12 protein-coding genes and 1 tRNA gene are annotated in these 13432 nt (G+C 69.0%); 7 read left to right on the top strand and 6 right to left on the bottom strand.

The genetic code is table 11. The annotated features are described in order from the left end of the window. Positions 1-106: 106 nt before the first annotated feature. From ACQ0O7_RS07055 to ACQ0O7_RS07045, 3 genes are all read right to left on the bottom strand, one after another. Positions 107-180, bottom strand: a tRNA-Met gene (locus ACQ0O7_RS07055). A gap of 64 nt (positions 181-244) precedes the next feature. Then, a complete protein-coding gene (locus tag ACQ0O7_RS07050; RefSeq protein ID WP_430780932.1) occupies positions 245-3208 on the bottom strand; it encodes a UPF0182 family protein in 2964 nt (987 codons plus the stop codon). Positions 3209-3337: 129 nt separating this feature from the next. After that, the gene (locus tag ACQ0O7_RS07045) at positions 3338-4366 is read right to left on the bottom strand and encodes a YlbL family protein (protein ID WP_430780931.1); all 1029 of its coding nucleotides are present in this window, start codon (positions 4364-4366) and stop codon (positions 3338-3340) included. Positions 4367-4455: 89 nt separating this feature from the next. Between ACQ0O7_RS07045 and ACQ0O7_RS07040 the strand changes: the two genes are divergently transcribed. Next, positions 4456-5691 (top strand): zinc-dependent metalloprotease, encoded by a 1236-nt coding sequence (locus ACQ0O7_RS07040; RefSeq protein WP_430780930.1) that lies wholly within the window; start codon positions 4456-4458, stop codon positions 5689-5691. 197 nt (positions 5692-5888) lie between these two features. Here the strand turns inward: ACQ0O7_RS07040 and ACQ0O7_RS07035 are convergent, their stop codons facing one another. Both ACQ0O7_RS07035 and ACQ0O7_RS07030 read right to left on the bottom strand, forming a co-directional pair. Beyond that, positions 5889-6461 carry a hypothetical protein gene (locus ACQ0O7_RS07035; protein WP_430780999.1) on the bottom strand — a complete coding sequence of 191 codons (573 nt, stop codon included), beginning with the start codon at positions 6459-6461 and terminating at the stop codon, positions 5889-5891. A 168-nt stretch (positions 6462-6629) separates the two neighbouring features. Further along, positions 6630-7160, bottom strand: a complete 531-nt coding sequence (locus ACQ0O7_RS07030) for a M48 metallopeptidase family protein (protein ID WP_430780929.1) — start codon at positions 7158-7160, stop codon at positions 6630-6632. Positions 7161-7606: 446 nt separating this feature from the next. Here ACQ0O7_RS07030 and ACQ0O7_RS07025 point away from each other — a divergent pair, with 446 nt between their 5' ends. The 6 genes from ACQ0O7_RS07025 to ACQ0O7_RS07000 all read left to right on the top strand — a co-directional run bounded on the left by ACQ0O7_RS07025 (position 7607) and on the right by ACQ0O7_RS07000 (position 12737). After that, entirely contained in the window at positions 7607-7768 is a 162-nt protein-coding gene (locus ACQ0O7_RS07025) for a DUF5679 domain-containing protein (RefSeq protein ID WP_170153756.1), read from the top strand. 194 nt (positions 7769-7962) lie between these two features. Beyond that, positions 7963-9069 (top strand): hypothetical protein, encoded by a 1107-nt coding sequence (locus ACQ0O7_RS07020; protein ID WP_430780928.1) that lies wholly within the window; start codon positions 7963-7965, stop codon positions 9067-9069. A gap of 27 nt (positions 9070-9096) precedes the next feature. After that, the gene (locus tag ACQ0O7_RS07015) at positions 9097-10443 is read left to right on the top strand and encodes an ABC1 kinase family protein (RefSeq protein WP_430780927.1); all 1347 of its coding nucleotides are present in this window, start codon (positions 9097-9099) and stop codon (positions 10441-10443) included. A gap of 79 nt (positions 10444-10522) precedes the next feature. Then, positions 10523-10927, top strand: coding sequence for a hypothetical protein (locus ACQ0O7_RS07010; RefSeq protein ID WP_430780926.1), 405 nt, complete (start codon positions 10523-10525; stop codon positions 10925-10927). Next, positions 10924-11886, top strand: coding sequence for a hypothetical protein (locus ACQ0O7_RS07005; RefSeq protein ID WP_430780925.1), 963 nt, complete (start codon positions 10924-10926; stop codon positions 11884-11886). Before ACQ0O7_RS07010 ends, ACQ0O7_RS07005 begins: the two co-directional genes overlap by 4 nt. 26 nt (positions 11887-11912) lie before the next feature. Further along, positions 11913-12737 carry a hypothetical protein gene (locus ACQ0O7_RS07000; protein WP_430780924.1) on the top strand — a complete coding sequence of 275 codons (825 nt, stop codon included), beginning with the start codon at positions 11913-11915 and terminating at the stop codon, positions 12735-12737. A 295-nt stretch (positions 12738-13032) separates the two neighbouring features. Here the strand turns inward: ACQ0O7_RS07000 and ACQ0O7_RS06995 are convergent, their stop codons facing one another. Further along, on the bottom strand, positions 13033-13395 hold the full coding sequence (locus tag ACQ0O7_RS06995) for a WhiB family transcriptional regulator (protein WP_430780923.1): 363 nt from the start codon (positions 13393-13395) through the stop codon (positions 13033-13035). Between the last annotated feature and the right edge of the window lie 37 nt (positions 13396-13432).

The following is a 13432-nucleotide window of genomic DNA, read 5'->3' as shown; positions in this document are numbered from 1 at the left end:
CGCGGACGGTGAGTTCGTCACGCGGGGTCTGGGGGCCCGGCTCCCAGGAGAAACGCGAAGAGGGCCCAGGTCCGCGCAATCCGCGGACAAGGACCCCCTGCACTCGTAGCGGGGACAGGATTTGAACCTGCGACCTCTGGGTTATGAGCCCAGCGAGCTACCGAGCTGCTCCACCCCGCGTCGGTATGGGTAAAGCCTAGCGCACCGCCTCCGGGGGCCGCAAAACGGCCCCCGGAGACGAGCGTCACCCGCTTGGAGTCGGGGCCGGGCTGGCCGGTGCCGACGGGCTGGCGTTGTTCTGCTGTGCGGCCTGGAAGCGGTTGATGGCGTCTTCCAGGGCCTTCAGCGCCTCGCCTTCCTTGGCGAAGTCGCCGGACTGCTTGGCGGCCCGCAGGTCGGCGATGGCCTTGTCCACGGCGGCGGCCGCGGCGCCCAGCTCGGTGCTGATGTCACCGGGCGGGACGTTGGCCGGCGGCGTGGTCGGGGTGGCGGGTGGTGTGGTGCCGGGGGTCTCGGTGCCGGGGGTGGTGGGTGTCCCGGTGGTGGGTGCCCCGGTCTTGCCGAGTTCGGCGAGTGCTTTCAGGCCCTCTTCGAGGTTGTCTTCGAGGACGACGTAGGTGCCGCCGTCGCCGTACGACATGAGGACCTTCTGCAGCAGTGGCGCCGCTCCGGCCTGGCTGCTCCGCACGTAGACGGGCTCGACGTACAGGATGTCGTCGGCCAGTGGCAGTGAGATCAGGTTGCCGTAGAGGACGGTGGCCTGACCGCCTCGGGTGAGCAGGGCCAGCTGTTGGGAGATGCCGTAGTTGTTGACCATCCGCTGGTGTACCTGGACGGGTCCGGGTACGACCGTGTTGTCGGGCAGCTCGAGGATTTCGAGTCGTGGTTGCCCGGCGACGTACGAGGCGGAGATCAGTGCCGCCATGTTCTCCCGGTTGAGCGGTGTCACGCCGGCGGTGAGCTGGAAGCGGCTCTCGTCCTGCTCGGGCAGCTTGACGTTGAGGTAGTACGGCGGCTGGTACCCGTCCGACGGGGAGTCGGGTGCGTTGGGGACCTGCCAGAAGTCGTCGCCGGAGAAGAACGTCCGCGGGTCGGTGACGTGGAACTTGGTGAGCAGGTTGCGCTGCACCTTGAACAGGTCGGCCGGGTAGCGGAAGTGGTCGGCGAGCGCGGTCGGGATCTGGTCCTTCGGGACGAGCAGGTCGCCGCCGAACGCCTTGTTCCAGGCTTTGAGGACCGGGTCCTGATCGTCGAACTCGTACAGGGTGACGGTGCCGTCGTACGCGTCGACGGTCGCCTTGACCGAGTTGCGCATGTAGTTGACGTCGTCACGGGCGAGGGCGAAGGAGCCGGTGCCGGTGAGTTCGTCGCGCGTCTCGGTGGCCAGGTTGATCTTCTGCGCGTACGGGTAGGTCTTCGCCGTCGTGTAGCCGTCGAGGATCCAGGTGATCCGCCCGTTGACGACTGCCGGGTACGGGTCGCCGTCGATGGTGAGGAACGGCGCGACCTTGGCCACCCGCTCGCGCGGCTCCCGCGTATACATCAGTTTGGAGTTGCTGTTGACCGCGTCGGAGAGCAGGAAGTTGCTCTCGGTGTTGTGGATCGCGAAGACCATCCGCCGGAAGAACGACCCGATCTCCACCCCACCTTCACCGGTGTACGTGTAGAGCACCTCGCCACTGTTGGTACTGGCGTCCTGCGGGCGGTCGAACTCGACGTTCCGGCCGTCCTCGACCTGGCCGACGATGGCGTACTCGGTGGACTGCTCGCCGTAGTAGATCCGCGGCTGCTCGGCCTCCAGGGCCTGGGTCGGGGTGATGCAGGCGCCGGCTCCGGCGTCTTCGCCGCCACCGATCAGGCCGGAGGCGAAGTACGGCAGACCGGTTCCGCAGACCTTGTTGGCGGGTGCCGCCACCAGGCCGTAGCCGTGGGTGTAGACGGTGTGCCGGTTGATCCAGTTGCGCTGCTGGGCGGTCAGCTTGTCGTCGTCGATCTCCCGGGCGCCGACCACGTAGTCCTGGGTCTTGCCGTCGATCGTGTAACGGTCGACGTCGAGCTTCTCACCGAAGTCGTAGAAGCCACGGGACTGCTGGGACTGGGTGAACCCCTGCGAGACGAGCTGCGGGTCGATGATCCGCACGTTCTGCGCGCTGGGGTCGTTCGGCAGCGATTCACTGGGCCGGCCGGTGTTGGCCTGGTATTTGGAGACTTCGGTGCCTTCCAGGTCGAACGCGGCCCGGGTGGCTTGGATGGACCGTTCGATGTATGGCCGTTCCTTCTCCGCCAGGCTCGGTTTCACCTGGAAGTTCTGCACGGCCAGCGGGTAGATGCCGCCGATCGCGACGGCGGAGATGGCCAGCAGGGCCAGCGAGACGCCGGGCCAGACCAGGTTCCGCATCACCGCGTTGGAGAAGACGATGATCGCGATGGCCACGACCACCGAGATGTACGCCAGGATCTCCTTGGCCGGCAACAGCGCGTTGACATCGGTGTAGCCGGCACCGTAGAGCCCCGGCGACACGTGCTGCTCCAGCAGGAGAGCACGGCGGTCCAGGACGTACGCCACCGCCTTGAGCAGCACGAACACCGCGACCAGTGTGGTCAGGTGGGCGCGGGCGGCGGCGGTCATCCGGTCACCGACGCCCTGCAGGCGCACACCGCCGAAGATGTAGTGCACGGCGAGCGCCCCGAGGACCGACAGCACCACCGCGGTGAAGCCGAGGCCCAGCAGGTAGCGCCAGATCGGGTACTCGAACACGTAGAAGGAGACGTCGACCTTGAACTCGGGGTCCACGGTGCCGAAGTCTCCGCCGTTGCGGAACAACATCCAGTCGCTCCACCGGCCCATCGCGGAGAGTCCCGCGAAGAAGCCGATGACCAGACCGGTGACGGTGATCCAGGTGCCCAGGCGGGGCGCCAGGATCATTCGGTAACGCTCCAGGGTGGCCTGCTCGGCCGAATGCGGGCGCAGCAGCGGCCGCAGACGGTACGCCAGGTAGAGGTTGCCGGCGACGACAAGCGTCATCGCCGCACCGACGACCAGGAACAGGACGAGCTGCGTGAGCAGTACGCCGGAGAAGACATTCGTCTTCTTGACCTCGTCGAACCACAGGTAATCGGTGTATGCGTCGATTCCCCAACCGAGGAGCGTGAATAGAACGAATACCCCGACCAGGACGCCGACGGTGACGCGACCGCGCCGGCTCATCCTCGGTAGAGGATTGTTACGCATGACCAACGTTGGCTCCACACTTCGTCTGGCCGGTGTTTCACCTTAACGATGTCGCATCCGACTGCTATACGCGGCAGAACTGTCTCGTCACTACCGGCATGGGCATCACGACGCCGTGCACGGCTTGGGTGTGCCGCCCGCGGCGTAGGTCTCGAGTGCGGTGAGCGCGTCGTCCACCGTGGCCACCTCGGCCATGGTCAGGCCGGTGACGGTGTTGCGCAGCGCCTCCGCGCAGTTGTCCTTCGGGACCAGGAAGAGGGTGGCGCCGTCCCGCTTGGCGCCGTTGAGCTTCTGCGGGATGCCGCCGATCGCGCCGACGTTGCCGTCGTCGTCGATGGTGCCGGTGCCCGCGATCACCTTGCCGCCGGTCATGTCCTCGGGGCGCATCTTGTCGATGATGCCCAGGGCGAACATCAGGCCGGCGCTCGGCCCGCCGATCTTGTCGAGGTCGATGTTGATCTCGAAGGGGTGTGGCTGCTTGGTGTCGATCTCGATGCCGATCCGGGGCGTACCGTCCTTCTCGTCCGCCTTCGCGGCGATGCGGGCGGTCCCCGCGGTGCCGCCCCGGTCGTACGACACGGTCAGCTCGGTCCCCACGGGTTTGGCCCGGACCAGCTCGGTGACCTGGCCCGGCCTGGTGATCGGCGTCCCGTCGACCGCGGTGATCACGTCCTCCGCTTTCAGCGAACCCTCAGCCGCTCCGCCCGTGGTGACATTACGCACGTAAACCTGCACCGGATAGCCCAGCTCGCGCAGGGCGACCGTCTCCGCGCTGGTCTGCGACGCCTTCCACTCCTGCGCGTTCTGCTCCTGGACCTGTTTCTCGCTCTGGTCCGGCGGATAGATCAGCTCGCGGGGCACCACCGCGTCGGAGTCGCTCAGCCAGCCCCGGATCGCCCACACCAGCTCGACCTGCGACTGCACGTTGACCGTGGTGAGACGCAGCTGGCCCTGCGACGACGAGGTCTCGCCCTTGGTGACCTGGATGACCTCGGTCCCGTCGGACCTGCCGAGCGTGTCGACGGTCGGGCCCGGCTTGAGCACCACGTAGGGCATCGGGGCGACCATGACACCGGCAGCCAGCAGAGCGGTGATCAGGGCGCCGAGGATGACGGTGACACCGCGACGTCTCATGCGCGTGAGAGTACCCACCCTGTCTGAGTTCTCTCTGAGCTGATACCTCCCTCCGTCCGCTACGGGCTTTTCGCGCGTACCGTTGGGACGTGCCTGATATCCCGTTCGGCTTCTCCCTGCCGGGCGCTCAGCCGCCCGACCCCTCCGACCCGCAGCAGATGCAGCAGTTCATGGCGCAGCTGCAGCAGATGTTCGCCGCGCCCGGCAGTGGCCCGGTCAACTGGGACCTGGCCCGGCAGGTGGCCGCGAGCCAGCTCTCGGCCACCGGTGACCCGGCGGTGAACATCCTCGAGCGCCACCAGGTCGAGGAGGCCCTGCGCCTCGCCGACCTGTGGCTCGATCCGGTGTGCTCGCTCCCGAGCGGCATCCGCAAGTCCGTCGCCTGGAACCGCAACGAGTGGATCTACAACACACTCGACGTGTGGAAGAAGCTGTGTGAGCCGATCGCCGGCCGCATGGTCGGGGCGATGGGCGACCTGGTGCCCGAGGAGGCCCGTGCCCAGCTCGGCCCGATGCAGTCGATGGTCGCCACACTCGGCGGCGCGCTGTTCGGCGGTCAGCTCGGCCAGGCCTTCGGCCAGCTCGCCGCCGAGGTGCTCTCGGCCGGTGACATCGGCCTTCCGCTCGGCCCGGCCGGCACCGCCGCCCTGGTCCCGTCCAACATCAAGGCCTACGGTTCCGGTCTCGAACTACCCGAGGACCAGGTCCGGCTGTACGTCGCCTTGCGCGAGGCCGCACATCAGCGCCTGTTCGGGCACGTGCCGTGGTTGCGCGCGCACGTGCTGAGCGCCGTCGAGACCTACGCCAACGGCATCACGGTGAACCGGGAGGCGATCGAGGAGGCGATGAGCCGCGTCGACCCGACCGACCCGGAGTCGATGCAGGCGATGGCGCTGGAGGGCATCTTCACGCCCGAGGACACCCCGCAGCAGAAAGCTGGCCTGGCCCGGCTGGAGACGGCGCTCGCGCTGGTCGAGGGCTGGGTGGGGCACGTGGTCGACGAGGCCGCCGGGGATCGCCTGCCGTCGGTCGCCGCGCTCGGTGAGGCGTTCCGCCGTCGCCGGGCCGCCGGTGGCCCGGCCGAGCAGACGTTCGCCGCCCTGGTCGGCCTGGAGTTGCGGCCCCGCCGGCTGCGTGAGGCCGGGGCGCTGTGGACCGCCGTCGCGCAGCAGCGTGGCACCGCCGGCCGCGACGCGCTGTGGGACCACCCGGACCTGCTGCCCACCGACGAGGACTTCGCCGACCCGGAGGCGTTCGCCCGCGGCCGTTCCGACTGGGACATCAGCGAGCTGGACAACCTGGGCGAGGGTCCCAAGGAGGACTGATCCGCGGGCCGGCGCCCATGGATCCCGCGCCGCCGCGACGTTCGAGTCGCGGCGGCGAGTCCGTCGTGCCGAAGGCCAACGCTGGGCCCGTCATGCCGAAAGGCAACGCTGGGGCCCGTCATGCCTGGAACCGGTTGGGGCCCGTCATGCCGTGAGCTGGTGGTGGGCCGTTCCGTTCCGGAGCCGTCGGACCGGAATCAGCCGCCCAGCAGGGTTCGGGTGTTCTCCCAGCCCTCCAGGGCGATGTCCAGCCCGGCCAGGTCGGCCGGGCCGCGCAGCCGGCGCCACTGCGGGGTCGAGGTGACATCGCCGGGCGCCGGCGCCGTCCTGCGCAGCATCGGGGCCGACGCCGTGTCCAGGTCGTGGTCGACCAGCCAGTCCGGCGCCGGCAACCGGGCCGCGACACCGAAGAGCCCGCCGGTGGGCCCGGCCGGCGACACCGCCACCGGTTTGCCGTCCAACGGGCGCAAGAGCTTTCCGAGCGTCATTCCCGGTACGTCGGGGGCGTCCCCGGCGATCACCGCCGCCTCGTCGAAACCGTCCTTCGCGGCCGCGGTCAGCACCGGCAGCACGGTCGGGGTGGGCACCTGGTAGATCCGGGTGCCCGGCCAGGCGATCTCCTCGGCCAGGGGCAGGTCGTCCGGGGTGGCCGCGATCGCCGCCTCGGCGGTCGCCAGCCGGGCCAGCAGGTCCACCACGTCCTCGGCCATGGCGGCGCGCCAGGCCCCCGGGTCGATCCCGGGCGGGCTCCACGGCACCGGGACCAGCATCACCACTACGACACGCCGGATCACGGGGCAACCCTACTCAGCCGGTGTACCCCGTACCGCAATCCCCGCCGGAGGCGCCGGGACCGCCGCGACCGGATCGCCGACCCGGTGGCACGCATGGTCTGAATCGGTCATCGCCGCCGGATCGGAACGGATCATCAGCTGGGCCTACTCGGCCATCACCAGACTGCCCGCCGCCGAGACGCCCTCCAGGTAGCCGCGGGCGCGCTCGGCCTTGGGGAAGCGGTTCACCAGGTCCCAGAAGCGGGCGTTGTGGCTGGGTACGACCAGGTGGGCCAGCTCGTGCAGGAGCACGTAGTCGATGACCCAGTCGGGCATCTCCTGGATCCGGTGCGAGATCCGGATCGTCGCGTCGTCGGGGGTGCAGGACCCCCAGCGCCCGTTCTGGTTGGTGACCCACCGCACACTGGCCGGCGCCACCTCGGCGGCGTGGTCGGCGAGGTACCGGGTCGTCAGCCGACGGGCACGGGCCAGCAGCTCGGCGTCGGTGCACCGCAGCCGTTCCTCGCGAGCTTCCAGGCGGGCGAGCATGCGCTCCACCCACTCCGTCTCCTCCGCGCGGGAGAAGCGGTCCGGGATGAGCACCACGACTCGTTCGCCGTCGCGATAGGCGGACACCGTCCGTCGCCGGCGCTGGCTGCGCCGCACTTCCACGACAGGCTTGCGCACGCGGGCCATTACCGGCTCGCGCGGCCCAGATTCGGGTTCACGTTGAGACGCTAATCCGCCGGACCCCTGTTACCGCAAGAGTACGGACAATGACGGTCGCGGAATATGAGCACTTCGACCGCATATACCCGAAAAAATTTTCCACACCGGCAACATCGGTGGCATCCGTCAACCTAGACCATCGTCGACTCAACCCTCCCGCCGCCCTGCATGTCCGTTTTATGCCTTTACGATGGGAATCGTCGGCGTGTCTGGGCAAAACTGGCCATAAAGGGAACTTCGGACCGGCACACTCACGACGTCGGCGACACCGCCGACGCTGCGCTGACATGGAACCGGCCTGACCTGGGTAAGTGACCGCCCCGGACGGGTGGCCACATCCGCGTGGCACGTCCGCGCCCGCTGCCGTCAGTCAGGCACGAGCCGGACGGCCGAAGATTCGACGAGGAGGAACCGTGGCCGACAACACGTACAACGGCTACTGCGTCAAGTGCAAGGAGAAGCGTGACTTCCAGGGTGAGGTCGCGGTCTCGAAGACCGGCATGAACATGGCCAAGGGCAAGTGCCCGGTCTGCGGCACCACGATGAACCGCATCCTGGGCAAGGCCAAGGCGTGACCGCGTCCCGGGGAGGGCGGGTCGCGTGCCCGCTCTCCCCGGCGGCTCGCCCGTAACCGTGTCCCCGCAGGCACGTTGAGTCAACTAGGGCCTGTGGATAACTCACCCAAAGCTGTGGACAAGTCTCGGCGGGGTCAATGCGCCCTGTGGATAACATCATCGCTCCGCATCGTCGCGATGACACCCTGTCATCCATGAACCGGACACCACTGCCCAGGCCCACCCTGATCCCCGGCCTGGCCCGCTTCTGGCGCGATCCCGGCGAGCTCCAGCTCGGGCTGAGCCCCGAGCGGGCCGTGCTGCTGGATCTGCCGGACCCACGGGCGGCCGGCGTCCTCGATCTGCTCGACGGGCGCAGCCCCGAGCGGCTGGTGCTGATGCGCGCCGCTGAGCGGGGCATCCCGCCCGACCAGGCCCGCGCCCTGATCGACCTGCTGCGCCGCGCCGGGCTGGTGCTGCCCGCGGCGGCCCTGCTCCCGCCCGCTCTGCCGGCCGGCGTCCGCCAGCGGCTCACCTGTGAGGCCGCCGCGCTGGCCCTCGGCTCGGCCCGACTCACCCCGTCACCGGCCCACGTGCTCCGGCGGCGTGCGGCGGCCCGGGTCGTGGTCAGCGGCCGGGGCCGGCTCGGCGCCACCATCGCGGTGGCCCTGGCCGAGTCCGGGGTCGGCCACGTCCACGCCGATCTCTCCGGCGTCGTCGGGCCGGCCGAGATCACCGGTTCACCACTCGGCCCGGATGACGTCGGATCACCCCGGCGGCTGGCGGTGGAGGCGGCCGTCCTGCGTGCCGCGCCGGGCACCGCGGTGCATCCGGTCCGGCGCGGTCCGGCCTCGCTGGTGGTCCAGCTGACCCACGACGAGCCACCGGCCCTGGTGGCCGCCGGGCACGCCGCTCGCCGGCAGCCGCACCTCGCCGCCACGCTGCGGGACGGGGCCGCGGTGGTCGGCCCGCTGGTCCCGGCCTCCGGCGCACCCTGTCTGAACTGCCTGGACCTGTTCCGCCGGGAGCGGGACACGAGCTGGACGGGTGCCGCCGGTCCGCTCTCCGACGCCGCCGAGCCGGGTGCGGTGGCCACCGTGCTGGCCGCCACCGCCTATGCCACGGCCCAGGTCCTGGCGTTCCTGGACGGCGCCACGCCGGAGACCCTCGGGGCCGCGGTGGAGATCTCCGCACCCGGCCGGTTCCGCCGCCGGAGCTGGCCACCACACCCGGATTGCGCCTGCCGGAGGCGTCGGCACGGGCCAACCTTCACCGGACCTTCACCGCATAAGCACCAAAGCACCGCGCGACGGGCCGGGTGAGGGCCGGATGTCGGTCACAATGATCTGGTGACGGACATACCGCGCCGTGCCGCGTCCCGGACGGCAAAGCTCGCCGCACTCCCGCTCGGTTTCGCCGGGCGCGCCGCGATGGGCCTCGGCAAACGCGCTGTCGGCATCGCCTCCGACGTGATCTCCGCCGATATCCAGCAACGCACCGCCGAGCAACTGTTCAGCGTGCTGGGCCAGCTCAAGGGCGGAGCGATGAAATTCGGTCAGGCGCTCTCGGTCTTCGAGGCCGCCATGCCCGAGGAGATGGCCGGCCCCTACCGGCAGGCGCTGACAAAACTCCAGGAGGCGGCGCCACCGATGCCGGTGGCCAACGTGCACAAGGCCCTGGCCGAGCAGCTGGGCCCGGACTGGCGGGACCGATTCGCCGAGTTCGACGACAGCCCGGCCGCCGCGGCCAGCATCGGGCAGGTGCACCGGGCCGTGTGGAAACTGCCGCCCGCCCGGCGCAACGGCAAACCGAAACTGCTGCCGGTGGCCGTCAAGGTGCAGTACCCAGGGGCCGGCGAGGCCCTGGTGGCCGACCTGAAACAGTTGTCCCGGCTGGCCGGCATGTTCAAGATCATTCAGCCCGGCATCGACGTGAAACCGCTGATCGCCGAGCTGCGCGAGCGTGTCGTCGAGGAACTCGACTACGAGATGGAGGCGGAGACCCAGCGAGCCTTCGCCACGGCGTACCAGGACGATCCGGAGATCTTCGTGCCCCGGGTGGTCGCCTCAGCGCCGCAGATCCTGGTCACCGAATGGGTGGACGGCACCCCGCTGGCCAAGGTGATCGCCGACGGCACCCAGGAGGAACGCGACGAGGCCGGCCGGCTGATGGCGATCCTGCACTTCTCCGCGCCGTCCCGGGCCGGGCTGCTGCACGCCGACCCGCACCCCGGCAACTTCCGGATCCTGCCCGACGGCCGGCTCGGCGTCATCGACTTCGGCGCGGTCGCCCGGCTCCCCGGCGGCCACCCCGAGCCGATCGGCCGCCTGGTCCGGCTGGCCCTGGCCGGCGAGGCGAAAGCGGTGGTCGAGGGCCTCCGCGAGGAGGGTTTCGTCAAGGCCACCGACGACATCGACGCCGAGGCGCTGCTGGAGTTCCTGCTCCCGATGATCGAACCGGTCGCGGCCGACCGTTTCCGCTTCACCAGGGACTGGATCCGCACCGAGGCCACCCGTCTGGCCAATCCGCGGGGCCCGGCCTACGCCCTCAGCCGCAAACTCAACCTCCCCCCGTCCTACCTGCTGATCCACCGGGTGACGCTGGGCTCCATCGGGGTGCTTTCCCAGTTGGAGGCCGAGGCCGCCTACCGGGAGATCCTGGAGAAGTGGTTGCCGGGCTTCGCCCCGGTCCCCTGACCTCCACGCGGCTGAACCCGTCCGCCCTGATCGGTGTACTCCCCGGGGAGGGGAATCGACAGCGATCAGGAGGACGGGGATGGCCGGGGATCAGAACGAACTCGTCGTCAACTACGTGGATCTCTGGCAAGCTGGGGAACTCCAGCTCAAGCCCCTGGCCGAGCACTACCGGGCGGTTGCCGGCATGCTCTTCGCGGCCGAGGCCGGCATCGATCTGCTGTGGCGTCCCGCGGTGTTCGGCGGGCCGTACGGTCCGGTCCGGGGCGCCTGGCAGTTCCTCGCCGACACCACGGTGACCCTGCTACAGGAGACCGCTGAGAATTTCGCCGCCACCGGTGAGGTCCTGGTCATGGCTTCCCGGGAGTACGCCGAGGCCGATCGGGTCAACGCGGACTCCCTCGATGCCGAGATCGACAAACGGATCACGGTGGAGAACCGGGACCGGCAGGCGAGGCCGGGACAGACCGGGAACGATTCCCGATGAGTTATCCCGAACTGCGTCATCATGCCTTGCGGATCGAGGAACTGGTTCTCCAGAGAACACTCGATCAGTTGGGTATCGCCTTGCTTGCGGACGGGCGCGCCGTCGACAAGACGACCATGGCTGCCATCCCCGCCGATGCGGTGGCCGGCATCCGCGGGAAATGTGCCGGGATCGCGGAGATGTTCGAGCCCTTCCTCGACATCCCCGACCCGCAAGCCCTGGAGGCGATGCACCAGAAGCTCGTCACGACTACGAGCCGGCTCGCTACCGCGAGCAACTCGACCGATCCGATTCATGGCCTCAAGTACCTGGTCGATCCGGACATGAACCGGGCCAGAATGGTCGACGAGACGCTGACGCACTGGCGCGGCCTCGCGGGACAGGAGTTCAAGAGGACTCTCCAGGAGGACTGGCCCGCCGTCATCCAGAACCAGTTCAGTCTCCTCTCGGTGCTGGCGGGCACGATCGGGGCCACGAAGGCGCTGTGGGAGCAGTGCCGGACGAATGTGGACAGCATCGCTCACCAGGCGATCACCGCGCTGCAGCGGATGGGCGAAGACACCTCCGTGGACGCCGAAGTGATCATTCTTACCGTCGCCTCGTCAGTGCTGGCGGTCGGTGCCACCCTGACCGGCGGTGCCGGTGCCGTCGCCCTGACCGCTGCGGGCGCCGCGGCGCAGGTGGGTGCCACTGTCGTGGACAAGTCCGCGCCGGAGGTGAACGAGGAGATCCATTTCGATGCGGTGAGTCCTATGGCCCTCGTGGAACAGCTCCAGCAGGCCCTGTTCAAGCTGCAGTTCATCGTTCTTCGCAAAGAGGAGCAGATAGCCACCGCGCTGATCGGATCAGGTGAGACGGTCACGGCTCTCCGGTCCAGCTTCGTCACTCCTCGACCGCTGCTCGCAGACCAGACGAACCGGACGATCATGACGGATCAAGGGCTTGGTGACTTTCTGTGAATCGCAAATGGATAGGGCTCTCCGTCGTGCTGGCCGCCGTTCTGATCGGCACCGGTTTCCTCTACTACCGTTCGAGTTCCGCCGATCCGTCACAGGCCGGGCCCACATGCCGGTTGACCACGCCCGGATCAGCAGGGGCAGGTGACACCGTTCCCACCGGCGCCCAGGTCGTCGAGACCGGATACTCGAAGGTCGGCCCGGTGGTGAGCATGGGATCGATGATCCGCAACGAGACCGGCAAGGTCGCCTACCGGACACTCGTCACGTTCGAAGCCGTCGACTCGGCCGGCCGTGCCGTCGTCGATCCGGACACCCGGGACTGGCTCACTCAGGTCGTCCCCGTCCTCCGGCCGGGCGACACCGCAGCTGTGGGCACATCCGCTCTGATCGGCCGGAACGCCGATCAGAGCCTGAAGACCATCGATTCCATCAAGGTGACGCTCACCGTGGACCGGTGGCTGGACCCCGGTGACGGAAACACCGGCCTGGGTCCGGTGACGGCCGCGGTGATCGTCGGCAGCGGGCAGCGCAACGACGACGCCGGCGGTTCTCTGCGATTTGCCTCCGAGTCGGCGAACTGCGCGTCAGTCCGGAACAACGTGCGGACCGGAATGACCTCGCGGGGCGTATCGCTGGTCTTCCGTGACGAATCCGGAAGGATCGTCGGAGGAAATCTGGACACCGGCCGCCAAGACGAGAGCTGCCTGCCCGGCAGACAGGAGAACAGACTGCTCACCGTGTATCAGCCGGCCATTCCCCCCTGGGCCGACCTGGACAGGACGTCGATCAGCGTCTACTGCGACTTCGATCGGCCGCCGGCCTCTAAGGTCCCGGGAACGCCGATCAACTGAAGCGAACGGCCCGTCCGTGGCGGCGGACGGGCCGTTTCTCATGGGGTCAGAAGTGGTTGTCGGGGGTTAGAGCCCGGCGCCGAGATCACGGGAAGCCCGGGAGCGGGCTTCCATGCTGATACGGCGGGCGGAGCGGAAAGCCTCAGGTGCACGGTCACTCTGAGGCCGACGCATTCGTGCTCGGGACAACGCTTCTTGGATGAGTCTCACCTTGGGAGCTCCGTTCGGGATCATTTCGATGCTCGGCTCTCGTACTGCGATCTGGGCCACGGGGGCTACGGGGAGGGTGTGCATCTCAGGCCGCCAGCCGGACCGAGTTGCGGGTGTCGAGACCGTTCGCGGCGAGCCGCTCCTCGACTTCGACGGCCAGTTCGGCGTCGCGGGCGACGTCGACCTTCCGCGGCCGGCCACGGGGCCGCTTGCGGGCGACCACGGCACCCCGCTCGAAGATCTCGCCACCCCAGACGCCCCAGGGCTCGGCGCGGTCGACCGCACCGGACAGGCACTCGGCGCGCAGCGGGCAGTCCCCGCAGAGCGACTTGGCCAGCTCCAGCTGGGCCGGGGTGTCGGAGAACCACAGGTCCGGGTCGAACTTCCGACAGGGCAGGTTTGCCTCGAGGTCGACGGTGATGTCGATCGGGGCCAGCGCCAGACTCATAAAGCCCGGTCACCTCTCTCTTCTTCTCGATCTTCTG

Source organism: Actinoplanes sp. G11-F43 (genome assembly GCF_050589265.1).
Lineage (GTDB): Bacteria > Actinomycetota > Actinomycetes > Mycobacteriales > Micromonosporaceae > Actinoplanes.
The sequence above is the reverse complement of the archived record's forward strand: the minus strand, read 5'-3'. Positions and strand labels throughout refer to the sequence as shown.

Excerpts from the sequence above, each read along its gene's own strand:
- ACQ0O7_RS07045 (WP_430780931.1), bottom strand. The coding sequence starts at position 4,366 with ATGAGACGTCGCGGTGTCACCGTCATCCTCGGCGCCCTGATCACCGCT.
- ACQ0O7_RS07020 (WP_430780928.1), top strand. The coding sequence starts at position 7,963 with ATGAACCGGACACCACTGCCCAGGCCCACCCTGATCCCCGGCCTGGCC.
- ACQ0O7_RS07035 (WP_430780999.1), bottom strand. The coding sequence starts at position 6,461 with ATGCTGGTCCCGGTGCCGTGGAGCCCGCCCGGGATCGACCCGGGGGCC.
- ACQ0O7_RS07050 (WP_430780932.1), bottom strand. The coding sequence starts at position 3,208 with ATGAGCCGGCGCGGTCGCGTCACCGTCGGCGTCCTGGTCGGGGTATTC.
- ACQ0O7_RS07005 (WP_430780925.1), top strand. The coding sequence starts at position 10,924 with ATGAGTTATCCCGAACTGCGTCATCATGCCTTGCGGATCGAGGAACTG.
- ACQ0O7_RS07030 (WP_430780929.1), bottom strand. The coding sequence starts at position 7,160 with ATGGCCCGCGTGCGCAAGCCTGTCGTGGAAGTGCGGCGCAGCCAGCGC.
- ACQ0O7_RS07010 (WP_430780926.1), top strand. The coding sequence starts at position 10,523 with ATGGCCGGGGATCAGAACGAACTCGTCGTCAACTACGTGGATCTCTGG.
- ACQ0O7_RS06995 (WP_430780923.1), bottom strand. The coding sequence starts at position 13,395 with ATGAGTCTGGCGCTGGCCCCGATCGACATCACCGTCGACCTCGAGGCA.